The organism is [Rhizobium] kunmingense, assembly GCF_977018605.1.
Genome location: NZ_CDRNXG010000001.1, coordinates 2,479,687 through 2,505,529, shown reverse-complemented (window position 1 = coordinate 2,505,529; position 25,843 = coordinate 2,479,687). Strand labels below are relative to the sequence as shown.

Genomic DNA, 25,843 nt, shown 5'->3' with positions numbered 1-25,843 from the left:
CTACTTTTCGTCCGCCACCATGCCTTCCAGCCGGGCGGCCAGTTCGGGCCGCTCGGGAACGAAGTTGCGGGCGATCCAGAACTCTTCAAGCTCTCGCAGAATTTCGCCGACGCGCTTGCCGGCAGGCACGCCGGCATCCATCACGTCGCTTCCCGAAAGCGGAAACGCCGGCTTCTCATAGCCCTCCGCCCTCGCCAGCAGTTGCGAAAGCCGTGCGCTCCTGCGCATCGCCGCCAGATCCCCCTCTGCCGCGGCTCGCGCCGACGCGAGCGCCAGTCTGACCCGGAAAATCAACCCGCCCCTGCCGTGCCGGTAGAGAAGCCGGGTGAAGCCGACATCGGTCACCTCATCGGGAATGGCCGGCGTCGAGGCCCAGAGTTGCAGCTTGGCCGCATCGGCATTCGACAACCGCAGGCGTTTCGCCAGCGCCGCGAGCCGAGCCTCGTCCGGCGGCACGATCGCGGCAAGCCGCAAGAGCGGTTCCGGCGACCAGCCGAGCGCCTGCTCGGCAGCGACAAGACCATGAATGCTGTCGATGCCCCATTTTTCCGTTTCCGGCAGGATCTGCGTCAGCACGCCGACCTGGCGCATCCACAGAAGCGCCCGCGAAGGATCGGGAGCGGAAAGCAGCTTTTTCGTTTCGGCCCAGACCCGCTCGGCCGAGAGCGTATCCAGCGCCTCCTTCGCCCGCGCGCAGGCCCGCAATCCGTCCGCATCCGGCCGGCCGGAGCCGTAATAGGCGAAGAAGCGGAAGAAGCGCAGGATGCGCAAATGATCCTCGGCGATCCGCTGGGAGGCGTCGCCGATGAAGCGCACCATCCGCGCCTCGATATCCTTGATGCCGTCGACGAGATCGATCACCTCGCCGGTGATATCGGCGTAGAGCGCATTCATCGTCAGGTCGCGCCGTTCTGCATCGGCCTTCCAGTCGGTACCGAATTCGACGACGGCGTGGCGACCGTTGGTCTCGATATCGCGGCGAAGCGTCGTCACCTCGAAGCCGCGTCCGTCAAGAACAAGCGTCACCGTGCCATGCTCGATCCCGGTCGGCACCGCCTTTAAGCCGGCGGCCCTGGCGCGCGCGACGACCACGTCGGGCGTAAGCGTCGTTGCGATATCGACATCGGCGACCGCCATGCCCATCAGCGCGTTGCGCACGGCACCGCCGGCAATGCGGGCCTCGCCGCCCTCGTCGTTCAAAAGCGAAAGAACGCGCTGCAGCGCCGTATCCTGGAACCAGGTCTCGCCAGCCACGGAAGTCATGCATAAAGCCTTTCATAAAGCGTACGGAGGATACCGGCGGTAATCCCCCAGATGTTCCGGCCCTCATAGGGCATAAGATAGAAATGCCGCTCCGTTCCGTTGAAAGAACGGCTGCCGCGCTGGTGGTTCGCCTCGTTCATCAGGAACGACAGCGGCACCTCGAAGACATCGTCCACTTCGGCCGGATTGAGCCTGAGATCGAAGCCGCGTTTGACCACCGAAAGCACCGGCGTGATGCGAAACCCGGTCATCGCATAATATTGCGGCAGACGCGCAAGAGGTTCGACAAAGCGCGGGTCGAGCCCGATCTCCTCCTGCGCCTCGCGCATCGCCGCCTGCTCCGGCGATCCGTCCTCCGGATCGACGCCACCGCCCGGAAAGGCGATCTGGCCGGAATGCTTTCGAAGTGTCGTGGTGCGCTGGGTCAGGATGACTTTCGCCTCGATACCGTCATCGATCACCGGCACCAGCACGGCGGCATCCTTCAGCTTCAACTCCCGCGCCGCGGCGACGAATTGCGGATTGAGCAGGTGATCGCCATGCTCGCGCCACGCCGTATCCAGCGGCCCGCCGCTCTGGTGCAGCGCCCGGCGGCGAAAACCGTCGGCGGAATAAGGCGCGGGATCACGGGTCGAAACATCGCTCATCGGGCAAGCCGTTCCAGCTCGTCGGCAGGCATGACCGGGAAGGTATTGCCGCCCGAGCGCAGCGAGAACGTCGCCGTACCATCGACATCGACGACCTCGCCAAGCTCGACCAGTTCATACATGACAGCGCGCGAGACGAGCGCTTCCAGCCGTCCGCGAACCAAGACATATGGCTTCAACTGCCGCTCTTGACCAACGATCTCGAAGCGCAACGGATGATCGGCATCGATTTCCACCACGTCACCGACATTTGTCCTGAGCGTGATGAGCGGCTGGCCGTCCTTTTCCGCCACCTGCATCTCGACCGCCAGGAACGGCGCATCGACGACCCGGATACCGACCTTTTCCACAGGCGTGACGAGATACGTCTTCCCGTCCTCGTCCTTGCGTAGAACGGTGGAAAACAGCCGCACCAGCGGCGCGCGTCCGATCGGCGTTCCCATATAGAACCAGGTGCCGTCGGCGCGGATTTCCATGTCGAGATCGCCGCAGAACGGCGGGTTCCATTTCTCGACCGGCGGCAAGCCCCGGTTTTTACTGCCGGACTGCTCGGAAGCACGCGAAATCATCGCCGCAAGGCCGGCTGCGTCCGTCGCACCATTTATCGTCTGAGCTGCCATCTTTCAGTCCCGGTTCGAAATTAATCGTTGACCGTCGCGATCGTTCCTCACGAGATAGTCATTCAAGACGAGCTTGTCAGCCTCATTTGGGGTAATAACTTGAGAGGCTAATCTGCTTGCTGCACTGCAACGAGTCGCGACAAGGGCATGACGCCGTCCGGCATAAGACAATCGACCTTGATCATGGAGAACGACATGGGCGTGATGAATCCAACCGAGGCCGTTCTTGACGAGAAGCAAATCGTCGCCGCCGCCGAAAGCGCGCTGGCCGATATTGCTGCCGTCCGCCAGGAAGTCGCCAAGGTGATTTTCGGCCAGGAGAAGGTGGTCGAGAACACGCTTCTCGCCGTGCTTTCCGGCGGCCACGCCCTGCTCGTCGGCGTTCCGGGCCTTGCAAAGACCAAGCTCGTCAACACGCTCGGCACCGTGCTTGGCCTCGATTCAAGCCGCATCCAGTTCACCCCCGACCTGATGCCGTCCGATATTCTCGGCTCGGAAGTCATGGATACGGACGAGAACGGCCGCCGCACCTTCCGCTTCATCAAGGGGCCGATCTTCGCCCAGTTGCTGATGGCCGACGAAATCAACCGCGCCTCGCCGCGCACCCAGTCGGCGCTTCTGCAGTCTATGCAGGAATATCACATCACCGTCGCCGGCCAGCGGTTCGACCTGCCCGCCCCCTTCCATGTTCTCGCCACCCAGAACCCGCTGGAACAGGAAGGCACCTATCCGCTGCCCGAAGCCCAGCTCGACCGCTTCCTGCTGCAGGTGGACGTTCTCTATCCCGATCTCGATGCCGAACGGCAGATCCTGCTCGGCACGACGGGGCTTGCCGAAGCCAAGCCGCGCGGCGTCATCGACAGCACCCGGCTGCAGGAAATCCAGATGCTGATCCGCCAGATGCCGGTCTCGGACAAGGTGGTCGATGCGATCCTGTCGCTCGTCCGCTCGGCCCGGCCTGGCCACGGCAACGCCCAGACTGACAGGCATGTCGCCTGGGGTCCGGGTCCACGCGCAGGCCAGTCGCTGATGCTGACGGCACGCGCCCGTGCGCTTTACGAAGGCCGCCTCGCGCCCTCGCTCGACGATGTCTATGAGCTGGCCGAGCCGGTTCTCGAACACCGTATGGCGCTCAATTTCGCCGCCCGTGCCGAAGGCATGTCGGTGCGCGACGTCATCGCCGGACTGGTAAAGCAGGCCCGCGGCTGAATTTCCCGTAAAGGGATATAGCCGCCTCTCGAAAGGACAATGCGTGGCATCAATCGGCCAGATCGTCGAGCAGACATCCAGCAGCGAAGTCCTCTCCCGCGCCCAGGCGCGTGCAGCGCTTGTGCCTGACTGCATGGTGGAAGCCAAGCGCATCGCCAACACGGTGATCGCCGGCTGGCATGGCCGCCGCAAGCGTGGCATGGGCGAAAATTTCTGGCAGTTCCGCCCCTATGCCGACGGCGAAAGCCTGTCGCGCATCGACTGGCGCCGCTCCGCCCGCGACGATCATACCTATGTCCGCGACCGCGAATGGGAAGCGGCGCACACGATCTGGCTCTGGGCCGACATGTCGCCATCGATGATGTACAAGTCGACGCTTGCCATGGTGTCGAAGGAAAGCCGCGCGCTGGTGATCATGCTGGCGCTCGCCGAGATCCTAGCCCGCTCGGGTGAACGCATCGGATGTCCGGGCATCATGGAGCCGGTCTCCGCCCGCAACGCCGCCGAACGTCTCGCCGCCGCCATCATGCATGCACCGCTCACCACCGGCCTGCCGGAAACGAGCATGATCCGCGGCCAGAGCGACATCGTTCTGATCGGCGATTTTCTTGACGATGCGGAAAGCGTCATGGGCCGCATTTCGCCGCTCGGCAAGCGCGGCCTGCGCGGCCATGTCATCGAGGTCGCCGATCCGGCCGAGGAAACCTTCCCCTATGCCGGCCGCACCGAATTCACCGATCCCGAGACCGGCGAAAAACTGACCGCCGGTCGCGCCGAAACGATCCGCGAGGATTACCAGCGCGCCTATCTCGGCCGCCGCGATGCGCTCGGCGAGGGTCTCCGCCGGCTCGGCTGGAGCTTCGTCTTCCACCGCACGGATCATCTGGCATCGGAAGCGCTCGTCGCCGTCCATGGCTATCTTGCCGGCATGCCGGCTGTCATTCCGGGGGCCAGAACATGAGCGCTCTTGCCTTCGCCAATCCCTTCATACTCTTCGGCCTGCTTTCGCTGCCGGCCATATGGTGGCTCTTGCGGCTCACCCCGCCGCGGCCGCAGACCGAAGTCTTTCCGCCGCTTCGCATCCTTGCGACCGTTCTGAAGCGTCAGGAAACCCCGGCCCAGAGCCCATGGTGGCTCACCTTGCTGCGCATGCTGCTCGCCGCCGCCGTCATCCTGGCGATCGCCGATCCGGTGATGAACCCGCGCGCCAGCTCGCTGAATTCCAACGGTCCCCTCGTGCTCGTCATCGACAATGGCTGGTCCAGCTCGATCGACTGGGAGCGCCGCCTTGAGACGGCCAATATGCTGATCGACGAGGCAGAAAGCGCCGACGTACCCGTCTCCGTCACCTTCACCGCCGAAGGAACAAACGAGCCGACCGCCGGCACAGCCGCTGCCGCCCGCGAAAAGCTGGCAGCCGCCGAGGCCCGCCCGCTCGTGCCGGACCGCCTGCGCGCCGTCCGTTCGCTCACCGAAGCACTCGACGGCAACCAGCCCGGCACGATCGCGATGATTTCCGACGGCATTGCCGCGACAGGCGATGAAGACGCCATGACCGCACTCGGACAGTTGAACGCTGCTGACCTGCGCCTCTACGAAGGTGATGGCCAGGGTTCGGTAGCGCTGACCGGTGCGACCAACAACTCCGCTGCCATGACGGTGACCGCCACCCGTCTCGACACGACCGCCCCGCGTCAGGTGACCGTCAGCGCGCTCGACCCGCAGGGCCGTTCGCTTGCCGCCGGCACGATGGATTTCGCCGGCGGCGAGAACACGGCAACGGCCGAGATTTCCGCCCCCTTCGAACTGCGCAACGATTTCGCCCGCCTGAGTATCGACGGTCTTGCCTCCGCAGGCGCCGTGCATCTGCTCGACGACGGTTTCAAGCGCCGCCGCATCGCCCTGATCGCCGGCGAGAGCGGCAGCGATTTCCAACCGCTCCTGCAGCCGCTCTACTATATCAGCCGCGCACTTTCGCCTTATGCCGACGTCATTCAGCCGAACACGGCGGACCTTGCGGTGTCGATCCCGGAAATCCTCGAAAGCAATCCGTCCGCCATCATCATGGCAGATGTCGGCCGCCTGCCGGCAGAAACCTATGAGCCGCTACAGCGCTGGATTTCGCGTGGCGGCACGCTGATCCGTTTTGCCGGCCCGCGCCTTGCAGCAGCCCCCGCCGACGATCCGCTCGTGCCGGTAACGCTGCGCCAGGGCGAACGCGCACTCGGCGGTGCGATGTCGTGGTCGGAACCGCAGGTTCTGGCCGACTTTCCGAATTTCGGCCCCTTTGCCGGCATGCCGCGCGCCACCGACCTGACCGTCACCCGGCAGGTTCTGGCCGAACCGACGCCGGATCTGGCTGAGCGCACCTGGGCAAGCCTTGCCGACGGCACGCCGCTCGTCACCACGCGGGAGGTGGAAGCCGGTCGTCTCGTCCTCTTCCACACTAGCGCCGAAGCGACATGGTCAAACCTGCCGCTCTCGGGCAATTTCGTCGAAATGCTGCGCCGGGTGGTCCAGCTGGCCCGCGCCGGTGGCGCCACGACATCATCCTCCGGCGCAGAATCCGCCTCCGCTACGCTGCCGCCGTACCGTCTCCTGACTGCCGACGGCATGCTGACGACGGAAACGGGCGGCGCACGCCCGATCACGATCGCCGCCGGTGCAACGCCTTCGGCCAATTTCGACCACCCACCGGGCCTATACGGAACGGAAGACGGCTTTTCCGCCGTCAACCTTCTAGCCCCCGGTGCAGTCCTTGCCGCCTTCGATCCGGCAGCGGTCGGCCGTCCTGTCGTGCGCGAAGTGCTGGCCGGCGGCGAAGCCGTGTCGCTGCGCCCCGCCCTGTTTGCCGCGGCCTTCGCCATGCTCATCCTCGACAGCCTCATCATGCTCTTCATGAATGGCGCCTTCTCCCGCATCAGGCGGGGCGGCGGCACTCGGCGCGCAGCCACGGCCGCGACCGTGATCGCCGTCATGGCGCTCGGTTTTGCGGCCCTGCAGCCCGCTCCCGCCTCGGCCCAGCAGCCGCCGTCGACGGCCCAGCCGGAGGCGCAGGACATGCCGGAAGGCAGCGGCGTCAAGCCCGGCGACGAGAACATCCTCGAAAACCTCGATACGACCCACATCGCCTATGTCGTCACCGGCGAAGCGGATGTGGACAGGGTTTCCGAACAGGGGATCGAGGGCCTGACGCAGTTCCTCACCTACCGCACGACGCTGGAACCTGGCGCGCCGGTCGGCCTCGACATCAGTCAGGACGAGCTCTCCTTCTACCCGATCATCTACTGGCCGGTCTCGGCCAGTGCGCCGATGCCGTCGCAGGCGGCGATCTCCCGCATCGACGCCTATATGCGCAACGGGGGCACCGTTCTCTTCGATACCCGTGATCAGTATTCTTCACTCGGAGGCGGCACCTCTGCGAACGGCGAGAGGCTGCAGGCGATCCTCGCCAATATCGACATCCCCGCCCTCGAGCCTGTGCCGGAAAACCACGTTCTCGCGCGTTCCTTCTACCTGCTCACCAATTTCCCCGGCCGTTACAACGGCAGCGCGCTCTGGGTCGAGGCGCGTCAGGACGGCCGAAACACCGCCAATCAGGTGACATCGGGCGGCGACGGCGTGTCGCCGATCATGATCACCGGCAATGATCTTGCCGGCGCCTGGGCCGTCGATGCGCAGGGGGCTCCCGTCCTGCCCACGGTACCCGCCGACGACATGCAGCGCGAATATGCCTACCGCGCCGGCGTCAACATCATGATGTACATGCTCACCGGCAACTACAAGGCCGACCAGGTGCATGTCCCGGCGCTGCTTGAGCGGCTCGGCCAGTGAAGGGAACAAGACGATGACTCTCGAATTCGCCCCCTTCTTTCCGTGGCCCGTGCTGATCGGTCTTGGCCTCTTCGCGCTCGTTCTCTGCCTGCTCGCCTTCTGGCGCAACGTCCGCGGCGCAAGCCTGCGCACGCTGGCGCTCGCCGCTCTGCTTCTGGCGCTCGCCAATCCGACGCTGCTGCAGGAAGACCGCGAGCCGCTGTCGACCATCGTGCCCGTCATCGTCGACCGCTCGCAGAGCCAGCAGACCGAGGAACGTCGTCGCCAGACGGATGAGGCGCTGGCGGAACTGCGCGACCGCTTCTCCCGCTATCCCCGTATCGAGACGCGCATCGTCGAGGTTGAAGACGATCCCGACAGCGACACCCCCTCGACCCGCCTCTACACCGCACTTCGCGCCGCGATTTCCGACGTCCCCCCTGCCCGCCTCGGCGCCGCCGTCTTCGTCACTGACGGCCAGATCCACGATCTGCCCGGCACCAACCAGGATCTCGGCTTCAACGCTCCAGTCCATGGTCTGATCACCGGACAACCGGACGAATTCGACCGCCGCGTCGAAATCGTCCGCGCCCCGCGCTTCGGCATCGTCAACGAGGAGCAGGAACTGACATTGCGCGTCGTCGATGACGGCCGCGAGGACAGCACGCCGGCAGAAGTGACCGTACGGATGAACGGACAGGAGACCGCGACCTTCCGCGCCACGCCCGGCACCGACACGCCGTTCCCCTTCACGGTCCCGCGCGCCGGCAACAATGTGATGGAATTCTCCGTCAACGAGCTGCCCGGCGAAGTGACCACCGCCAACAACCGCGCCGTCCACGTTATCGACGGCATCCGCCAGAACCTGCGCGTCCTGCTCGTATCCGGCGAGCCGCATAACGGCGAGCGTGCCTGGCGCAACCTGTTAAAATCGGACGCCTCGGTCGATCTCGTCCACTTCACCATCCTGCGCCCGCCGGAAAAGCAGGACGGCACGCCGATCAACGAACTGTCGCTGATCGCCTTCCCGACCCGTGAACTGTTCGTCGAAAAGATCCAGGATTTCGACCTGATCATCTTCGACCGCTACAAGCATCGCGGCGTGCTGCCGATCCTGTATTACGATTACATTTCCCAATATGTGCAGAATGGCGGCGCACTTCTGATCGCCGCCGGCCCGGAGCACGCAAGCGAGGATTCGATCGCGCTCACCCCGCTTGAGCAGGTCCTGCCCGCCGCCCCGACCGGCGACGTGCACAGCGCCGGCTTCTATCCGCATCTTTCCGCCATCGGCCAAAAGCACCCGGTCACCCGCGGTCTCGACGGCTCGGCCCAGACGCCGCCGGCCTGGGGCCGCTGGTTCCGCTCGATCGATGTCGACCCGCCGCAGGGCCAGACGGTGATGGAAGGCGACGGCGACCGTCCGCTTCTGGTCCTCAACCGTGAGGGCGAAGGCCGTGTGGCAATGCTTCTGTCCGATCAGGGCTGGCTGTGGGCGCGCGGCTTCGAAGGCGGTGGTCCGCATGTGGCGCTCTACCGCCGCATCGCCCATTGGCTGATGAAGGAGCCGGAGCTTGAGGAAGAGGCGCTGACGGCGCGTTCCTCCGGCCGCACGCTGGAAGCGACGCGCCAGACGATCGGCGAGGATCCGGGTCCGGCGACCGTGCGCTTCCCCTCCGGCCGCACCGAAACCATCGCCATGACGGAAGCCGGCCCCGGCCAGTACCGTTTCGAACGCCCGATGGATGAAGTCGGCCTGTTCGAGGTGTCGAACGGCGAGTTCTCCACCCTTGTCCATGTCGGCGCCGTCGATGCGCCGGAATTCAAGGCGATGATTTCGACCGAGGACACGCTTCGCCCCTATGCCGAAGAGACCCGTGGTCTCGTCACCCGCGTGGCGTCCGGTGAAAGTATTACGCTGCCGGATATCCTGCCGATACGCGGCGAGGTGCGCGTCAGCGATCCGAACCGCATGGTCATCCGCATGACCGACGAGAGCGTCCTGCGCGGTATCAACAGCCTGCCGCTTTTTGCAGGCTTTGCCGGCCTCTCCGCCCTGCTCTTTGCAGTAGCGGCCATGTGGTGGCGCGAAGGCCGCTGAGCGAACGACCATCCTGCGGAAGCCAGCCGCCCGCCTTATCCGGCGGGCGCCTCGGTCCGGTGATTTCGCCTGTTCCTAAAAAAGACACTTTGATCCAAGCATTCCTTGCCGAAAACGGGAGGAACGCCAGGGATATGGGTATCGGACTTGAAGTGACGGAAGGCATTGCGCCCTCCGAGGAAGCGATCATCCTCGACCGCCTGAAGGCGTTCAATACCGCGACTTTCGGCGCCAGCGACCGGCGGGAACTGACCGTGCCACTCTACGATCTGGATGGGGCGATCACCGGCGGCCTCGTCGGCTATACCGGCCGCGGCTGGCTCTATGTCTCTATGCTCTACATTCCGGAGGATTTGCGCGGACAGGGCCTGGCCACCCGCATGCTGCAGATGGCGGAAGACGAAGCCCGAAGGCGCGGCTGCCTCGGTGCCTATATCGACACGATGAGCCCCGACGCGCTGAACCTCTATACGAAACTCGGATATGCCGAGATCGGCAAACTCGATGCGCTTGCCGGCGGCCATGTGGTGACATGGCTCGCCAAGCGTTTCTGAAACCCGGACATGTCCGAGGCTCAGGTGAGCGAGACCTCCCGCGTCTCGACCCGGATCATCATCGCCGCAACGGCCGCGAGCAGCAGAAGGGCGGCAAAGATGCCGATCGTCAGGCCGAAACCGTGGGCGAAGACATAGACCATCGCAGACGGCGCGATCAGCCCGCCGAGCCGCGCCATGGCGCCGGCAGCGCCCATGCCCGTGGCACGCGAGCGGGTCGGGAAGAGTTCCGGCGTGTAGGCATAAAGAGCCCCCCAGGTCCCGAGCAGCGCGAAGCTCATCAAAAGCAGCGAGGCTGCGATCATTCCCGGGCCGAGTGCCAGAACGAACATCAGGCATCCGACGGCCGATAGCAGGCAGAAGCCGATCAGCGTCGGCTTGCGTCCCCATTTCTCCACCCCATAGGCGGCGAGCGCATAACCGGGCAGCTGGGCGAGCGCCACGAGGACAAGGAAACCGTAGCCGCGCACGAAGCCGAACCCTTCGCTCGCCAGCCGTGCCGGCATCCAGGTGAAGATGCCGTAATAGGAGACCGACACGAGGAACCAGATCGCCAGGATCATCAGGCTGGTGCGGCGCAAGGCCGGCGAGAAGATGGACACGCGCGCTTCCGCCGGTGGCAGAAGCAGCTCTTCGTCATCAGCCAGTTGCCGTCCGGTATTGACCGAAAGGATCCGGTTGACGACGTCACGCGCCTCTTCCTTCTGGCCTGTACGCAGCAAATAGAGCGGCGATTCCGGTATCAGGACGCGCATGCCGATGCCGACCAGCGCCGGAATGGCGGTGACGGCGAAAATCACCCGCCACGCATCGGTCATTCCGGCGGCACTTGCGGCCCATGCCGTCAGTGCCACGATCAGCGTTCCGATTGCCCAGAAGCCCTCCAGCGCCACAAGCCAGCGGCCGCGGTTCTTTGCCGGCAGGAATTCGGACATCATCGCATAGTCGACGGGAAGCGTGCCGCCGACGGCAATGCCTGTCAGGAAACGCAGGATAAGTAATATGCCGAAATTGGGTGCGAAGACGGAGAGAAGCCCGAACAGGGCATCGCAGGAAACGGTGATGATCAGCACCGAGCGGCGTCCTATGCGATCGGCCAGCCGGCCGAAGCCCATGGCACCGAACAGCATGCCGAGAAAGAACAGCGTGCCCGTCTGCAGCGCTTCGGGAATGGTCAGATTGAAACTCGCGGCAATCGATGCGGCGGTAAATCCGACCGCCAGAACCTGCATGGCGTCGGCCGCCCATACGAGCCCGAAGACCCCGATCAGACGCCGCTGATAACGCCCTGCCCCGGCGCGGTCGAGCGCCTCGTCAACCGTAATAGGTTTCATTCACCAAGCCCCACCAAACAAACGACCGGCGATGTCGCATGCCGGCCTTTATCAAGGCTTAGCTGATTTAGCTCAGGCGCGCCAGCCGATCACGCCATGCAACCGGGAATGCACATCCTCGGCGATCGGCACGACGAGAACCCGTGCCGGATCGACCGGGCCGGGGAACTTCAGCGCGTCATAGGAAACCTTCTCGAAGCCGAGCGGCATATAGTAAGGCGGGTCGCCGATCAGGATCACCGCTTCCGAACCCTTGCGCCGTGCGGCCTCGATGGCGATCCGCACCAGCTCGCGGCCGATACCCATATTCTTGTGCGCCGGCCGCACGGCAAGCGGGCCGAGCATATGGGCCTTTACGGTGCCGGCAAGCACCGCCGTCATCCTCACGGATGCGATCGTCTCGCCGTCATCGGCGCAGATGAAGGACAACGACCGGTCATGCGGCCCCTGCTCGCGAATTCTCGCGGCTGCGCGAGTATGGCGACCGGGACCGAAAGCCTCCTCGTTGATCAGTTCGATCGCCTCGTCATGCGAGGCGTCCTCGGTCAGATAGACGAGATCATGCTTGGCAAGCGACTTGGAATCAGTAGCCTTCGAGATGGCGACGAGGTGCAGGGAGGCGGATTGAGACATGGGTAAACCGAAGCCGTAGAAGATGAGCGGACAGGACATGCGAAGTCGATGACGCGTCTTAAGCGTCGTGTTCGATCTTCAGCGTCGTCGCAGTGCCCGTGCTTCGGTCATTTGGAAATGTGTTCCCACGAAAATGTGAAAAGGCAACTAGCAGGATTTTTTCACCCCGTCCAACGCAAAAACAGGCCACGCCCAAAAAACGCAGCGTTTACAAATTTGCACCTCGCAATGGCTGAACCACGCCGTATCTATCCACAAAAGCACGAAAGGAGAGCGCCATGGGCATGCTCGTCGAGGGAAAATGGCAGGATGTCTGGTATGACACCAAGGCCACCAAGGGCCGCTTCCAGCGGTCGCAGTCGCAGTTCCGCAACTGGATCACCACTGACGGCGCGGCAGGACCGACCGGCAAGCCGGGCTTCAAGGCAGAGGCCGGGCGCTATCACCTCTATGTCTCGCTTGCCTGCCCCTGGGCGCACCGCACGCTGATCTTCCGCAAGTTGAAGAAGCTCGAGGAGCTGATTTCGGTCTCTGTCGTCGATTACCTGATGCTGGAAAACGGCTGGGAATTCAGGACACGCGACGGCGCCACCGGCGACACGCTGTTCGGCTCGGATTATCTCTACCAGATCTACCTCAAGGCGGACCCGGCCTATTCCGGCCGCGTCACCGTGCCGGTCTTATGGGACAAGCAGCAGAACACCATCGTCTCGAACGAGAGCGCCGAAATCATTCGCATGATGAACAGCGCCTTCGACGATCTGACCGGATCGGACCTCGACCTCTATCCGCCGGAACTTCGCGCCGAGATCGACGCCCTCAATGCGACCGTCTACGACCGCGTCAACAACGGCGTCTACAAGGCCGGTTTTGCCACCACTCAGGACGCCTATGAGGAAGCGGTTACCGCACTGTTCGAAACACTGGACATGCTGGATGCAAGGCTGGAAACGAGCCGCTACCTCTTCGGCGATCACACGACGGAGGCGGACTGGCGGCTGTTCACCACGCTGCTGCGTTTCGATCCGGTCTATGTCGGCCACTTCAAATGCAACATCCGCCGTATCGCCGATTACCCGAACCTGTCCGGTTATCTGCGCGACCTCTACCAGCAACCGGGCATCGCCGAGACCTGCAATCTACTGCACATCAAGCATCATTACTACGAGAGCCACCGGGCGATAAACCCGACCGGCATCGTGCCGGTGGGGCCTGCATTGGATTTGGCCGCTGCGCATGGGCGTGAAGGCCTGGCAGGATAGATCTGAACTTGGTGATACCCCTCGTCCGCCCGCGACCTCACCAGTAATCCGATCGCGCCTCAGCACCACTCAGCTCCCGCAACCGACGCAGCGTCGCATCCGTCGTCTCGGTCGGCAGCACATCGAGCGCGAAGAAACCGCTCTCGGCGATCTCTCTGTCCGCGATGCGAGGCGCGGTCTGCTCGACGCCGACCCTATAGAACAGTACGTGATCCCGCCGGCTGGTGCGGCGATTGTAATAGACCTGAACGAGTTCGGGCGCGCCGGTCATCACGAGGTTGCCTTCCTCGCGCAATTCCTTGGCAAGCGCCTGCAATGCCGTCTCGCCCACTTCCATGCCGCCGCCGGGCAGGTACCAGCCGGGCACATAGGTGTGGCGCACGAGAAAAATGCGCCCCTGCGCATCGAAACAGGCGGCTCTCACCCCGACCGTCATGCCGCGTGTCAGGAAGAAAATACGGTGCAACATCCACACGATGACGCGCGTCCGCCATGTGCCGATTTCAGCCAGTCCCGCGCCGCTCATCACATCTCCTGTTTGCTCGCGCAAATTTCATAACGAATTTGCATTTCGTGCGTTATGACAGGGACATGTTTAAATTCGCCCACATTTCCGACATTCATCTCGGTCCGCTGCCAAAACTCACGCTCCGCGAACTGATGTCGAAACGTATAACCGGCTTCGTCAACTGGCACAGGAACCGGCGCAAGCATCTCTTCGTGAACACCCTGGATCTGCTCCTGAGCGACCTGAAGAACCAGCACCCCGACCAGCTGCTCATCACCGGCGATCTGGTTAATCTGGCGACGAAGATCGAGACGCGGATTGCGCGCGAATGGCTTGATACGATCGGCTTGGCGGAAGACACGACCGTCGTGCCGGGCAATCACGACGCCTATGTGCCTGGCGCGCACGACAAATCGGTCGCCGCCTGGTATCCGTTCATCAAGAGCGACGACGATCCCGGCGAGTGGCCGCAAGACGACCACATCTTCCCGACCTATCGTCGCCGCGGCCCGTTGGCGATCATCGGCTGTTCCACCTCCAACGCCACCCCGCCGTTTTCCGCCTCCGGTCTCTTCAGTCCCAGACAGGCAAGAGAAGTCGTGGACCTGCTCAAGAAGGCGGGCGAAGAGGGCCTGTTCCGCGTGGTGATGATCCACCACCCGCCGATCCGGGGCGCCGCCGCATCCCACAAGCGGATGCTTGGCATACGCCGCTTTGCCGCAGCGATCTCAACGGGCGGAGCGGAACTCGTTCTGCATGGTCATACCCATTTGAACACCGTGTATTGGCTGAAAACCCATGATGCGCCGGTGCCGGTCGTCGGCATCGCGTCCGCCTCGCAAGGCCCCGGTGGCCACAAGCCGCGTGCCGCCTACAATCTCTTCTCGCTGACCGGCAGGCCGGGCGCCTGGAACCTGATGTGCGAGCGACACGGCCTGACCGAAACGGGCGACAGCATCGCGCTGGACGAGACCCGGATGTTCTACGGCAGCATGCAGGCGCAAATCCCGGTGGAAGAAGCCGCGCGCGCTCTTCACGTTTGACGGAAGCCTGTTGCATAATCGTCACATTCGATTCATAACCATGCCTTGCTCCGGCAAGACCGATACGAATCAAGGGCTTTTCACGCTGAATGAATGCATCCGCAGCATCGCATGACATCCGCCGAGATCTCGTGGCACTTCTGCCGCGCCTGCGTCGCTTCGCGCTGACGCTCGCCGGCGATAGCCGGGTGGCCGATGATCTGGTCCGCGATGTCTGCATCCGCGCCATCGACAAGAGCCATCACTGGAAAGCAGAGTGCCGGCTGGAAAGCTGGATCTTCAGCCTGATCCGCAGCGCCTGGCAGGATACCGCTGGAAACCCTGGCGGCGAGAACCAGCAAGGGGCTGATGACGGCGCATCACGGGCACAGCCCGTCACTTTTCCCTCCCCGGCCCTGTCATGCCTTTCCAGCGACAAGGCGGTCGCGCTTCTCCTCGTCGATGTCGAAAGTTTCGACTATGCGGAAGCCTCTTCGATCCTCGGAATTTCTGCGGCAGATCTGGCTGCCCGGCTCTGCGCCGCCCGCGTGGCGCTTTCGGCACAGCCGGTAACGCTTGCCGAGCGGAGAGCTTGACCATGTCGCAGCCCGTCCCTTCTCTGCAGGAAACGCGCCTTTCGGCCTTTGTCGACGGTCAGGTATCGGATGCCGAAAGGCAGGATCTCGAATCCCTGCTCGTAAACGATCCTGCAGCGCGCAGCCTGCATGACGAATTGCGGCGTGGCGCCGATCGCGGCCGGAAACTTTTCGACGACATGCTGAGAGAACCGGTCCCGCTCGATCTGGTGCGCGGCATCAAGAACGCCGCCTTGCCGCGCAAGGCGATCCGCCTGCCCGGCTCGACCGGCACGGCCTTTACTTTCCGCCCGACGGGTCTTCAGACCGTCGCAGGTTGCCTTGTCACGCTCGTGCTTGGCGCGGGCATCGGCTACATGATCGCCATGCAGCCGCCTGGCGCCACCGCGACGGCAGCGCTGCCGAGCCAGGTGCAGCAGGCGCGCGACTGGCTGGACGATGTCGTCGCGCACTACCGCCTCTATGCCCGCCAGCCACAGAACCGTCTGGTGGAGATCGCAGCCGAAAACCCGGCCGAGGTCCGCGAATGGCTGACGACGGGAACCGGCGTAAGCTTCCGCATTCCGGATTTGGCAGATAGCGGCCTGACCTTCATCGGCGCCCGTCTGGTTGCCGCCGAAAACACCCCGACCGGCCTTCTCTTCTACCGCCGTACCGGGGGTGACAGCGATGGCGACATCATTGCGCTGACCATTGCGCGCGCCCGCCCGGAAACGGCCAAGCCGATCGAGGATATCCGCCAAGATACCGGCCTCGTCACCTGGAGCACGCCGCTTGCGACCTACGTCCTCGTCGGCCCCTCCTCCGCCGCAGACCTCGACGACATCGCCGCCAAGGCCGCCGGCCTGATCTGACTACTGACCATGTCCCGGCATCAAAAAAGCCGCTCCGGTGTCCCGGAGCGGCTTTCATTATTCTGTCGCGACAGGAACGCCGATCAGCGTCCCCGCGCCTCCAGCATCAGATTCGCTGCAGATACGATCGCATCCAGTGACGCGGTGACGATATTGGTATTGATACCGGCACCGAACAGCTTCCCACCCGGATGCTGCATCTCGACATAGGCGATCGCCGACGCATTCGAACCGTGCTGCAACGAGTGTTCCGAGTAATCGTTCACCGACAGTTCGATGCCGAGATAGGTCGACAGCGCATTGATGAACCCGTCGATCGGACCGGTGCCCTTGCCCTCGATCCGCTTCGTCTCGCCGCCATCGGTGATCTCGGCCGCCACGACGCGCACGCCCTTGTGGTTGGGTTCGGACGGATAGGTGTGATGATCGACGAATTTCAGCCGCGCGGTCGGCTGCTCGACATAGCGCTCGATGAAGGTCTCGTGGATCCGCTTCGACGACAGTTCCTTGCCTTCCTCGTCGGTGATTTTCTGGATCGCCTCGCGGAATTCCACCTGCAGGTTACGCGGCAGGTTCAGGCCGTAATCCTGTTGCAGGATATAGGCGATGCCGCCCTTGCCCGACTGCGAGTTGATGCGGATGATCGCCTCGTAGGAACGGCCGACATCGCGCGGGTCGATCGGCAGGTAAGGCACTTCCCAGACCGGATGGTTGGCGACCTTGATCGCCTTCATGCCCTTGTTGATCGCATCCTGATGCGAGCCGGAGAAGGCCGTGTAGACCAGTTCGCCGACATAAGGATGGCGCTCGGGAATGACCATCTCGTTGGCATACTCATAGACATCCTTGATCCGCTCGATGTCGGAGCAATCCAGCTCGGGATCTACGCCCTGCGTATACATGTTCAATGCCAGCGTCACGACGTCGACATTGCCGGTACGCTCGCCATTGCCGAACAGCGTGCCTTCGACGCGGTCGGCACCGGCCATCAGCGCCAGTTCGGTTGCGGCGATGCCCGTGCCACGGTCGTTATGCGGATGCACGGAAATGATGACGCTGTCCCTCTTGTCGATATTGCGGCACATCCACTCGATCTGGTCGGCATAGATGTTCGGCGTCGCCATTTCGACGGTCGACGGCAGATTGAGGATCAGCTTGTTTTCCGGCGTCGGCTTTATTTCAGCGATGACCGCATTGCAGATTTCCAGCGCCACCTCCAGCTCGGTGCCGGTAAAGCTTTCCGGCGAATATTCGAACCGATAGTCGCCGCCCGCCTTCGTCGCCATGTCCATGATCATCTTCGCGGCATCTACGGCAATCTGCTTGACGCCGTGGACATCCTTGCCGAACACGACACGGCGCTGCAACTCGCTGGTGGAGTTGTAGAAATGAATGATCGGATGCTTGGCACCTTCCAGCGCCTCGAAGGTGCGGGTGATCAGTTCCGGCCGGCATTGCACCAGCACCTGCAGCGACACGTCATCCGGCACGCCGGCTTCTTCCACACACCAGCGGGCAAAGTCGAAATCGGTCTGCGAGGCCGACGGGAAGCCGATCTCGATTTCCTTGAACCCCATGTCGAGCAACAGCTTGAACATGCGCGCCTTGCGATCATGGCCCATCGGGTTGACCAGCGACTGGTTTCCGTCGCGCAGATCGACCGAACACCAGATCGGCGCCTTGTCGATGACCTTCGACGGCCATGTGCGGTCCGGGATGTTGATGGTCGGGTAGGCGCGGTACTTCACCGCTGCGTCGGCCATGCCCTTGTTGATGCCGTTGGTGGCGGAAAAGCTCTTGGTATCCATGTCTATCGTCCTCAGCCTCTCATCCGCAGGAACAGCCATAGTTCGATCGCGTCACTGCGCTTGATCGGGCTGCGGATGCTGGACCATCTTATGGTCCGGTTTCATTTCAGGGATTTGATGCGAGGAGCACTTACGCCGGCGGGCTTGGTCGGCCGCCGGGCGCTCCTCAACGGACCCGGCAACCGAGTGTAAGGTCGAGGCTAAGAAGCGAGAGAGGCGCGAAAACCGTCGCCCCGGCAGCGATGCTGCGGGCGGCAAAACGGTCAAACATGATCGCGCCTGTCATGGTCATAGGCGAATCTATAGCGTCACATCAGTTGTCAGGCAAGAACCGCTTTGCGACTTACGGTACGCCTGTTCAATTCGTCCGCTTCATCACCTTCGCCAATCCCATCATCGCAGCCCCGGCAAGCAGGCCCCAGAAGGCACCGGAAATGCCGCCGAACGTGGCCCCCGAGGCTGTGACGAGGAAGGTGATCGCGGCAGCCTCGCGGCTTTCCGGCTCGCGCCAAGCGGCGAAGGCGGCGTTGGAGAACGCACCGATCAGCCCGAGGCCCGCCACCGCCTGCAGCAGGATAGGTGGCGCCATGGAAACGAAGGCGATGATGCCGCCGGCGATCAGGCCGAGCACCGTATAGGCAGCCCCGCCGACGACCGCCGCCCAATAGCGCCGCTTCGGATCGGGATGGGCGTCCTCGCTGGCGCACATTGCAGCCGTGATCGCTGCCAGATTGACCGGCACGCTGCCGAAGAATGCGCAGATCGTCGAAAAGATGCCGGTGAAGGCAAACAGCGGTCCAGGCGCCGGCTCGTAGTCATGTGCCTTGAGAATGGCGATGCCGGGAATGTTCTGCGACGCCATGGTGACGATGAAGAGCGGCACCGCGACAGAGACGAAGCCATGCCAGGTAAACACCGGCGTCACGAAGACAAGGCTCGGATGGATTGCGGCACCGATCTGACCGAACACATCGTCCGGCAAATCGACCCCAAAGATTAGCACCAGGACGAAGGCGCCGAGCGCGGCCGGCACCGCCCAAAGCCGCCAGCGCGATACGACCACCATCCAGGCCAGCACGATCGGCAGGCCGAGCAGCGGATCGAAGGCGACCGCCTTCACCGGTGCAAGGCACAGCCCGAGCAGAATTCCGGCCAGCATCGCATTGGCGAGCGGCGACGGGATTTTGCGGATCAGCTGGCCGAGCGGCCTAAACAGCCCGGATAGCGCGATCATCACCCCGCAAAGGACGAACGCACCGACGGCGGCGGCAAAACCGCCCTCGATCACGCCGGTCGCAGCCAGAAGTGCGCCGCCCGGCGTCGACCACGCCATCATGATCGGCATCCGGTGCCATAGGGAGAATGCGACGGCCAGCACGCTTTGCGCCACCGAGACGGCCAGCAGCGCCGAGGCGATTTCCTCGGGCGAGGCCCCCATGGCCTGAAGCCCCTGCATGATGACGGCAAACGAGCTGACGAAACCGACAAAGGCGGTCAGCAGGCCCATCGTCAGGGCCGAGGGAGAGAAATCCTTGATCATCGCTTTGGGATATCCTGGCAGGCAAAGTCTTGATCCGTCACAGATCAAAATAAGCCCGGTCCGACAAGCCCGCCCAAGGTCAAAGCGTTCTCCGCCCACCATTCCGTGTGGATGGATGGCCTACGGTCCATGCCGCCATCTGGCGGCATGGGAAAGCGCGGCCGCCGGTCAGCCGATCCAGTCACTTGAGGACGATGCCGACGTGGCGGTCTGTGCCTGATACTCGTCCAGCTGGTAGGCACGAATATAATCGATATCCATTTCCGCGCCGTTGGGCAGTCCACCGGCCGGCGTACCGGCCATGCCGCCAACGGCGAGATTGACGATCATGTACATCGGATCATGCATGTCCGATGGCGTCTCCGTCTGGGCGATCGCCACGTCGTCGAAATACCAGGTGACGTGATCCTCGTCCCACAGCATGCCATAGGTATGAAACCCTTCGGTGCTCCCGACACTGACATTGTTGATGTCGGACGTCTGCTGGCCGGTCTCGTTCGAATGCGAAGAAACGATCAGCGTGTTCGGATCCTGCCCCCTCATCTCGATAACATCCAGCTCGGGCGGCCACGAACCGTCCTCCGGCAGCAGCCAGAAGGCGGGCCATGCTCCGTGCTCTTCGGGCATGTCGGCGCGGATTTCGAAATAGCCGTAGGTCTGGGCGAAAGTGGCATGCGTCGTCAGCATGCCGGATGTGTAATCGTAGCCCTCGATTTCGTTCGAAATCGCCTCTGACGCCCGCTCCGCCCGGATGGTCAGAACGCCGTCCGTCACGGAGAAGGGATTGGCAGAAGCAGTCGGGCCGTAGGCCGGATTGACATACCATTGCTCCTCGCCATTGGTGTGCAGAGACGCCCCTTTCTCGGGCGCCCACCAGTATTTCGCCTCCCAGACACCACTGTCACCGTCGAACATCGACAGCGCGTTGAAGTCGTCGTTGAAGGTCATCGTCAGGGCAGAGCGATCGAGACTGAGCTCGAACTGGCCGGCGGACAGCTCGTCGACCGTCGTATTGGCGAGAACCACGCTCTCCCCAGTGCCCAGGTCGAGCCACAGGTCGCTCCCCTCCTGCCGTGACTGGCTGACCAGCTGGTCGAAGGACGTGACACCATAGCCATCGAGCCTGATCGTGTCGTCGCTGCTGAAATCGACGATGAGATCTGTGCCGTTGCCCTTGCTGATGATGAACGTATCGGCACCTCCGCCGCCGATCAGCACGTCATTACCCGCACCGCCGTCGATCGTCTGACGACTTGAACTGCCGGTAATGATGTTGTCGGCAGAATTGCCGAAGGCATAGCGGTTGTCACCCGTCACCCGCAGATTTTCGAAATTCTCCGGCAGCGTATAGCTCATCCAGGTATCGATCGTATCGGTCCCTTCGCCCGCCGCTTCCTCGGCGCGGTTGATGCTGGAATAGAGATAGTAGATGTCGTCCCCCGCACCTCCGGCCATCGTGACATTGACCGAACTGTCGCCATACATGGAATCGTTTCTGCCAGTGCCGCCGAGATACGGCCCCGAGCCGGTTGCCGAAATCCAGGAATTGGAATTCGCGCTATAGTAAAGCGGTGTGCCAAGCGCATTCAAAATCGAATTCGTCATCGAAATCACTCCTGTTGCGTGGATCTCCTCCAGAATTCCTCCCGCCGCCATGCTAGCCGCTCGATTGGGACAGAATTTGAAATACGCACACAATGTTCCCGCAAACCGTCGCCACGGTTAAGGCGCGTCTAATGAACGCCTGCCATATCTCACACCCGGCACAGACACGAACACACGCGTAAGATGCACCTGGGAAACTCCTTCCACCTCATGAAGTTAGCAAATCGATTGCCGACTAAATGTTTCCCTTGAAAGCATTCTCTTAAAGATTGTCTGGGACACTAAGCTATCTCACGACCGGTATATTCGATGGCTTTATCCTTATCCGCGCATAAGTCTGCCAAAGCATTTGGCATCGGTTACTTTCTCCCGGCGACGCTTGTCATCGTGGCCGTGGCGATTGGCATTGTCCGCGCCGACAGAGAAAAGCAGGAGCAGTATCTCGCCGAACAGAAGATGATGGCTGCCGAGCGGCTGGCGCAGGTATCGTCGCGGCTCGAAACCCAGATCCGCGGCAACGTCAATCTGATCCAGGGTCTTGTATCTGCGGTCGCCGCCAATCCGCACATGAACCAGGCGCAGTTCGGCGCACTCGCCGAACACGTGTTCTCGGCCCCCTCGCAATTGCGCAATGTCGCCGCAGCACCTGATCTGGTCGTCAGGTATGTCTATCCATACGAGGCCAACAAGCAGCTGGTCGGCTATGACTACGCGGCCAACCCACGCCAGTCCGGCTCGGTCATGCAGGCGATCAGACGGCGCACGACAACCGTCGCCGGGCCCATCAAGCTTGAGCAGGGTGGACAGGGCCTGCTTGCACGCTACCCCGTCTTTGCCATCTCCAACGGCCACTTCTGGGGCGTCATTTCCAGCGTTATCGACGTCGATCGGCTCTACCGCGACAGCGATCTGAATTCGGAACGTCAGCCGCTGGACATCGCCATATCGAAACGTCCCCAGCCGGAAGCTGAAGATGTTTTCGTCGGCAGGGCGGCCATATTCGGCGAGAATGCCGTGCGCACACGCATCGATCTCGGCTACGACACCTGGTATCTGGCCGCCGTGCCCAAAGGGGGGTGGGTCGCCTTGCCGCCATCGATGGTCATGTTTCGCTTCTATGCCGGGCTGATTGCGGTGGGCATCATAGCGCCGCTGCTCTGGGCAGGCCTGCTGATGAAGCAACGCCACCGCAACCTGCTCGTCCTCGAAGACCGCGAGGAGGAACTGGCCGAGGTCTCCAACAGGCTCGGCGTGGCGCTGGAAGCCTCGGGCATCGGCGTCTGGGAATATCATCCGGATACCGGCAAGTTGATATGGGACCGCCGGATGTGCGAGATGTACGGCGCATCGCCGGACCGAAGCACATTCTCCTACGCCGACTGGCGGGATGCCATCCATCCTGATGACCTTGACGCGACCACCGAAGCCTTCCGGCGGACAATGGAACACGGTGCTCCCTACATCACCCAGTTCCGCATCATATCCGCCGCCGGCAAGATCAGCTATATCCGCGCCAATGGCGGGATCTATCATTCGGCCGGCCAGAGCATGCGGATCGTCGGTGCCAACTGGGACGTCACCAACGACATGACGCTGCAGGCTGAGTTGAGCGGCGCGCGCCAGCAGGCTGAGGAACAGAATGTCGAGTTGCGCGCCACGCGCCGCACGCTGGAGCACCAGTCGCTTCACGACGCGCTGACCGGCCTGCCCAACCGCCGCTTCCTCGACCAGTTCATGGAGGCCGGAAACGGCACCGACCCGCAGCACCGCCTGGCGTTCATCCATATCGATCTCGATCGCTTCAAGGAGGTCAACGATACGCTCGGCCACGCCGCCGGTGACGAAGTTCTGCGGCAAACGACACAGCGCGTGTTGAAGCTCACCGATGACGACGAGTTCGCCGCCCGCGTCGGCGGCGACGAATTCGTCATCGTCACCAGTGGCCCGCTAGTCGAACGGCGTTCGCGCGAACTGGCCGGCGCAGTCGTCAAGGCGCTCGCTCGGCCGATCGACGTCGACGGGCACAAGTGTCGCGTCGGCTGCAGCGCCGGCATAGCCTGCCAGACGACCGCCATGGAGGAGCCGCGCGAACTGCTCGTCAACGCAGATATCGCACTGTATGAAGCCAAGAAACGCGGCCGCAATCGCATGGAAATCTTCTCCGAGGAACTGCGCATGGCGGCCGTCTTGCGCAAGACCATGTCCGACGAGTTTCTCACCGCCCTCGAACACGACCAGATCATCCCCTACTTTCAGCCGCAGTTCGACGCCCGCACCCTGCGCATCGTAGGGGTAGAAGCGCTGGCGCGCTGGGATCACCCGGATCGCGGCATCCTCGCGCCGGATCGCTTTCTCACCATTGCCGAAAGCCTCAACCGCGCCGCCGACCTCGACGCGATCATCCTCGACAAGGCTTTCTTCCAGATGAGCCGTTGGCAGGCGCTCGGGCTGCCGGTCCCGCATCTGTCGGTCAACATCTCTGCCCAGCGCCTGCTCGACAATCGTCTGATCGAAAAGCTTTCGACGATGCGTTTCGAACCCGGCACGCTTTCCTTCGAACTCCTGGAATCGATTTCCTTCGAGGACGACAATCAGGAACTGCGCGCCGCGATCGCCCGCCTGAAGTCACTGGGCATAGACATAGAGATCGACGATTTCGGAACCGGCCACGCATCGATCGTCAGCCTCTTGGAACTCGGCCCGAAGCGCCTGAAGATCGACCGCAAGCTGGTCGGCCCGATCGAGCGATCCGCCTCGCAGCGACGCCTCGTCGCCTCGATCATCGAGATCGGCAATTCGCAGAATATCGAGATCGTCGCCGAAGGCGTGGAGACGGAGGCGCATATCGCCATCCTGCGCCAGCTCGGCTGCCATGCATTGCAGGGCTACGCCTTCGCCAAGCCGATGTCGGCCAACGATTTCGTCACCTTTGCGCGCAACTGGCAGACACGCCTGGACGGTGATGCGCTGTCGATCGAGGAAGCAGTCTGAGCGACCCACCACTGAAACCGACACCAAACAAAAAGCCCCGGATGCCGTAAGCACCGGGGCTTTTTTTCATTTCGTTCAACCCAATGAAGGGCTGTTAAGCGATTTCGCTCTGCGAGGTCACCACACGCGACACGAGACCGTAGGCAATCGCTTCTTCGGCCGACAGCCAGTAATCGCGGTCGATATCCTTGGCGATCTTTTCTTCGGTCTGGCCGGTGGCCTTGGCGAAGATCTTTATCAGGCGCTCGTTCATTTTGACGATTTCGCGTGCCTGGATCTCGATATCGGACGCCATGCCACGCGTGCCGCCGGACGGCTGATGGATGAGGAAGCGGGTGTTCGGCAGCGAGATACGGCGCTCCTTGGGAGCGGCTGCATAGATCAGCGCGCCGGCCGATGCGACCCAGCCGGTACCGATCATCCAGACATTCGGCTTTATGAACTTGATCATGTCGTGGATCGAGTCACCCGATTCCACATGGCCGCCGGGAGAATTGACGTAGATGCGGATGTCGTCGTCGCTTGCCGCCGCAAGCGCGACGAGCTGCGTGTTGACCTTCTGCGCCAGTTCCTGGGTGATCGGGCCATAGATGAAGATCGAACGCGACTTGAAAAGGTTCGCCTCCGTTTCCTTGCCGAGCGGCAGTTCCTTCGTCTTGTCGTCGTTGTCGTCGTCGTTCAGCACAATCAAGATCTCCTGCATGGAATTCATATACGGGACATAATGTGTTCGCGCCGACAAAACAATGGAGAGCCGCGCGATGCGCCCATCAAGCCACGGCTTAAGGTGAATGACGTAGAAACCTTTGCTGCACGGCAATCATTTGCCATGGACACAGACCGGACTTGCATCCTATCGTTCGCCTTATTTTGCATGCTTCGAAATACGGGGAACACGATGTTCAAGCGCCTTTCACTGTCCTTCGCCATTCTTGCCACGGCCTCCGCGCCCGCCTTCGCGCATCTGAGCCCTGAGGAACACGGTTCGTTCATGGCCGGCTTTTCCCACCCGCTTTTCGGCATGGATCACATCCTGGCCATGCTCGCGGTAGGACTGTGGGCGGCCCAGATCGCGCAGCAAAAAGGCAATCGTGCGCTTTGGATCGTTCCGGCAGCCTTTGTCGGCACGATGGCGGTCGGCTTCGGCCTTGCCGTCTCCGGCATGGAACTGCCCTTCGTCGAGCCCGCGATCCTCGCCTCCGTCATCGCGCTCGGCCTGATGGTCGCCATGGCGGTCCGTATCCCGACATCAGCCAGCGCCGCGATCGTCGCGGTCTTCGCGCTGTTCCACGGCCATGCCCATGGCGGTGAGCTGGGCACCGCCGGCGCGATGCAGTTCGGCATCGGCTTCGTGATCGCGACCGCCCTTCTGCATGCAGCAGGCATCGCGGCCGGCATGGGCATTGCCCGTTTCAGCCCCTATATCGCCCGTGTCCTCGGCGGCATCACCGCCCTTCTCGGCCTGTCGCTCGCCTTCGGCTGA

Annotated in this window: 21 protein-coding genes; 11 read left to right on the top strand and 10 right to left on the bottom strand. The window is 62.8% G+C overall.

The annotated features are described in order from the left end of the window. The 3 genes from AC0JZ4_RS11940 to AC0JZ4_RS11930 are packed head-to-tail and all read right to left on the bottom strand — an operon-like array spanning position 1 to position 2,530. Entirely contained in the window at positions 1–1,263 is a 1,263-nt protein-coding gene (locus AC0JZ4_RS11940; protein WP_471886594.1) for a CCA tRNA nucleotidyltransferase, read from the bottom strand. Next, positions 1,260–1,910, bottom strand: coding sequence for a CoA pyrophosphatase (locus AC0JZ4_RS11935; RefSeq protein ID WP_471886593.1), 651 nt, complete (start codon positions 1,908–1,910; stop codon positions 1,260–1,262). Before AC0JZ4_RS11935 ends, AC0JZ4_RS11940 begins: the two co-directional genes overlap by 4 nt. Continuing rightward, positions 1,907–2,530 (bottom strand): DUF1285 domain-containing protein, encoded by a 624-nt coding sequence (locus AC0JZ4_RS11930; protein WP_471886592.1) that lies wholly within the window; start codon positions 2,528–2,530, stop codon positions 1,907–1,909. Before AC0JZ4_RS11930 ends, AC0JZ4_RS11935 begins: the two co-directional genes overlap by 4 nt. A 195-nt stretch (positions 2,531–2,725) precedes the next feature. Here AC0JZ4_RS11930 and AC0JZ4_RS11925 point away from each other — a divergent pair, with 195 nt between their 5' ends. The 5 genes from AC0JZ4_RS11925 (at position 2,726) to AC0JZ4_RS11905 (ending at position 10,207) form a co-directional block, all read left to right on the top strand. Continuing rightward, the gene (locus AC0JZ4_RS11925) at positions 2,726–3,739 is read left to right on the top strand and encodes an AAA family ATPase (protein WP_471886591.1); all 1,014 of its coding nucleotides are present in this window, start codon (positions 2,726–2,728) and stop codon (positions 3,737–3,739) included. A gap of 43 nt (positions 3,740–3,782) precedes the next feature. Then, on the top strand, positions 3,783–4,700 hold the full coding sequence (locus tag AC0JZ4_RS11920) for a DUF58 domain-containing protein (RefSeq protein ID WP_471886590.1): 918 nt from the start codon (positions 3,783–3,785) through the stop codon (positions 4,698–4,700). Next, the gene (locus AC0JZ4_RS11915; protein ID WP_471886589.1) at positions 4,697–7,573 is read left to right on the top strand and encodes a DUF4159 domain-containing protein; all 2,877 of its coding nucleotides are present in this window, start codon (positions 4,697–4,699) and stop codon (positions 7,571–7,573) included. The genes AC0JZ4_RS11920 and AC0JZ4_RS11915 overlap by 4 nt, the downstream gene beginning before the upstream one ends. A 13-nt stretch (positions 7,574–7,586) precedes the next feature. Next, a complete protein-coding gene (locus AC0JZ4_RS11910; RefSeq protein ID WP_471886588.1) occupies positions 7,587–9,653 on the top strand; it encodes a hypothetical protein in 2,067 nt (688 codons plus the stop codon). A gap of 134 nt (positions 9,654–9,787) precedes the next feature. Beyond that, entirely contained in the window at positions 9,788–10,207 is a 420-nt protein-coding gene (locus AC0JZ4_RS11905) for a GNAT family N-acetyltransferase (protein ID WP_471886587.1), read from the top strand. 20 nt (positions 10,208–10,227) lie between these two features. Here AC0JZ4_RS11905 and AC0JZ4_RS11900 read toward each other — a convergent pair whose 3' ends face one another. After that, the gene (locus AC0JZ4_RS11900; protein WP_471886586.1) at positions 10,228–11,541 is read right to left on the bottom strand and encodes an MFS transporter; all 1,314 of its coding nucleotides are present in this window, start codon (positions 11,539–11,541) and stop codon (positions 10,228–10,230) included. 72 nt (positions 11,542–11,613) lie between these two features. Continuing rightward, complete coding sequence (locus AC0JZ4_RS11895) at positions 11,614–12,174, bottom strand: GNAT family N-acetyltransferase (protein WP_471886585.1); 561 nt, start codon at positions 12,172–12,174, stop codon at positions 11,614–11,616. A 278-nt stretch (positions 12,175–12,452) separates the two neighbouring features. Here AC0JZ4_RS11895 and AC0JZ4_RS11890 point away from each other — a divergent pair, with 278 nt between their 5' ends. Beyond that, complete coding sequence (locus AC0JZ4_RS11890; protein WP_471886584.1) at positions 12,453–13,436, top strand: glutathione S-transferase family protein; 984 nt, start codon at positions 12,453–12,455, stop codon at positions 13,434–13,436. A 37-nt stretch (positions 13,437–13,473) separates the two neighbouring features. Here the strand turns inward: AC0JZ4_RS11890 and AC0JZ4_RS11885 are convergent, their stop codons facing one another. After that, entirely contained in the window at positions 13,474–13,962 is a 489-nt protein-coding gene (locus AC0JZ4_RS11885) for an NUDIX domain-containing protein (RefSeq protein ID WP_471886583.1), read from the bottom strand. Positions 13,963–14,027: 65 nt separating this feature from the next. Here AC0JZ4_RS11885 and AC0JZ4_RS11880 point away from each other — a divergent pair, with 65 nt between their 5' ends. The 3 genes from AC0JZ4_RS11880 to AC0JZ4_RS11870 all read left to right on the top strand — a co-directional run bounded on the left by AC0JZ4_RS11880 (position 14,028) and on the right by AC0JZ4_RS11870 (position 16,416). Further along, positions 14,028–14,987 carry a metallophosphoesterase family protein gene (locus tag AC0JZ4_RS11880; protein WP_471886582.1) on the top strand — a complete coding sequence of 320 codons (960 nt, stop codon included), beginning with the start codon at positions 14,028–14,030 and terminating at the stop codon, positions 14,985–14,987. A gap of 89 nt (positions 14,988–15,076) precedes the next feature. Further along, positions 15,077–15,562, top strand: coding sequence for a sigma factor (locus AC0JZ4_RS11875; protein WP_471886581.1), 486 nt, complete (start codon positions 15,077–15,079; stop codon positions 15,560–15,562). Between the two features lie 2 nt (positions 15,563–15,564). Next, positions 15,565–16,416, top strand: coding sequence for an anti-sigma factor family protein (locus AC0JZ4_RS11870; RefSeq protein ID WP_471886580.1), 852 nt, complete (start codon positions 15,565–15,567; stop codon positions 16,414–16,416). An 83-nt stretch (positions 16,417–16,499) separates the two neighbouring features. Here the strand turns inward: AC0JZ4_RS11870 and leuA are convergent, their stop codons facing one another. From leuA to eglC, 3 genes are all read right to left on the bottom strand, one after another. Then, complete coding sequence (leuA, locus tag AC0JZ4_RS11865; protein ID WP_471886579.1) at positions 16,500–18,224, bottom strand: 2-isopropylmalate synthase; 1,725 nt, start codon at positions 18,222–18,224, stop codon at positions 16,500–16,502. Between the two features lie 358 nt (positions 18,225–18,582). Continuing rightward, positions 18,583–19,764: a benzoate/H(+) symporter BenE family transporter gene (locus AC0JZ4_RS11860; RefSeq protein ID WP_471886578.1), complete on the bottom strand. Its 1,182-nt coding sequence runs from the start codon at positions 19,762–19,764 to the stop codon at positions 18,583–18,585. Positions 19,765–19,932: 168 nt separating this feature from the next. Continuing rightward, positions 19,933–21,369, bottom strand: a complete 1,437-nt coding sequence (gene eglC / locus AC0JZ4_RS11855) for an endo-1,3-1,4-beta-glycanase EglC (RefSeq protein WP_471886577.1) — start codon at positions 21,367–21,369, stop codon at positions 19,933–19,935. 309 nt (positions 21,370–21,678) lie between these two features. On the opposite strand from eglC, the gene AC0JZ4_RS11850 reads away from it, so the two are divergent. Beyond that, positions 21,679–24,360 carry a bifunctional diguanylate cyclase/phosphodiesterase gene (locus AC0JZ4_RS11850; protein ID WP_471886576.1) on the top strand — a complete coding sequence of 894 codons (2,682 nt, stop codon included), beginning with the start codon at positions 21,679–21,681 and terminating at the stop codon, positions 24,358–24,360. A 94-nt stretch (positions 24,361–24,454) separates the two neighbouring features. On the opposite strand, the gene AC0JZ4_RS11845 is transcribed toward AC0JZ4_RS11850, so the two are convergent. Further along, complete coding sequence (locus AC0JZ4_RS11845; protein ID WP_471887869.1) at positions 24,455–25,042, bottom strand: ATP-dependent Clp protease proteolytic subunit; 588 nt, start codon at positions 25,040–25,042, stop codon at positions 24,455–24,457. A gap of 216 nt (positions 25,043–25,258) precedes the next feature. Here AC0JZ4_RS11845 and AC0JZ4_RS11840 point away from each other — a divergent pair, with 216 nt between their 5' ends. Beyond that, positions 25,259–25,843, top strand: coding sequence for a HupE/UreJ family protein (locus AC0JZ4_RS11840; RefSeq protein WP_471886575.1), 585 nt, complete (start codon positions 25,259–25,261; stop codon positions 25,841–25,843).

Coding starts and splice junctions, on each gene's coding strand:
- AC0JZ4_RS11840 (WP_471886575.1), top strand. CDS start 25,259: ATGTTCAAGCGCCTTTCACTGTCCTTCGCCATTCTTGCCACGGCCTCC.
- AC0JZ4_RS11895 (WP_471886585.1), bottom strand. CDS start 12,174: ATGTCTCAATCCGCCTCCCTGCACCTCGTCGCCATCTCGAAGGCTACT.
- AC0JZ4_RS11900 (WP_471886586.1), bottom strand. CDS start 11,541: ATGAAACCTATTACGGTTGACGAGGCGCTCGACCGCGCCGGGGCAGGG.
- AC0JZ4_RS11940 (WP_471886594.1), bottom strand. CDS start 1,263: ATGACTTCCGTGGCTGGCGAGACCTGGTTCCAGGATACGGCGCTGCAG.
- AC0JZ4_RS11915 (WP_471886589.1), top strand. CDS start 4,697: ATGAGCGCTCTTGCCTTCGCCAATCCCTTCATACTCTTCGGCCTGCTT.
- AC0JZ4_RS11850 (WP_471886576.1), top strand. CDS start 21,679: ATGGCTTTATCCTTATCCGCGCATAAGTCTGCCAAAGCATTTGGCATC.
- AC0JZ4_RS11910 (WP_471886588.1), top strand. CDS start 7,587: ATGACTCTCGAATTCGCCCCCTTCTTTCCGTGGCCCGTGCTGATCGGT.
- AC0JZ4_RS11890 (WP_471886584.1), top strand. CDS start 12,453: ATGGGCATGCTCGTCGAGGGAAAATGGCAGGATGTCTGGTATGACACC.
- leuA (WP_471886579.1), bottom strand. CDS start 18,224: ATGGATACCAAGAGCTTTTCCGCCACCAACGGCATCAACAAGGGCATG.
- AC0JZ4_RS11875 (WP_471886581.1), top strand. CDS start 15,077: ATGAATGCATCCGCAGCATCGCATGACATCCGCCGAGATCTCGTGGCA.
- AC0JZ4_RS11880 (WP_471886582.1), top strand. CDS start 14,028: ATGTTTAAATTCGCCCACATTTCCGACATTCATCTCGGTCCGCTGCCA.
- AC0JZ4_RS11925 (WP_471886591.1), top strand. CDS start 2,726: ATGGGCGTGATGAATCCAACCGAGGCCGTTCTTGACGAGAAGCAAATC.
- AC0JZ4_RS11885 (WP_471886583.1), bottom strand. CDS start 13,962: ATGAGCGGCGCGGGACTGGCTGAAATCGGCACATGGCGGACGCGCGTC.
- AC0JZ4_RS11935 (WP_471886593.1), bottom strand. CDS start 1,910: ATGAGCGATGTTTCGACCCGTGATCCCGCGCCTTATTCCGCCGACGGT.
- AC0JZ4_RS11870 (WP_471886580.1), top strand. CDS start 15,565: ATGTCGCAGCCCGTCCCTTCTCTGCAGGAAACGCGCCTTTCGGCCTTT.
- AC0JZ4_RS11905 (WP_471886587.1), top strand. CDS start 9,788: ATGGGTATCGGACTTGAAGTGACGGAAGGCATTGCGCCCTCCGAGGAA.
- AC0JZ4_RS11860 (WP_471886578.1), bottom strand. CDS start 19,764: ATGATCAAGGATTTCTCTCCCTCGGCCCTGACGATGGGCCTGCTGACC.
- eglC (WP_471886577.1), bottom strand. CDS start 21,369: ATGACGAATTCGATTTTGAATGCGCTTGGCACACCGCTTTACTATAGC.
- AC0JZ4_RS11930 (WP_471886592.1), bottom strand. CDS start 2,530: ATGGCAGCTCAGACGATAAATGGTGCGACGGACGCAGCCGGCCTTGCG.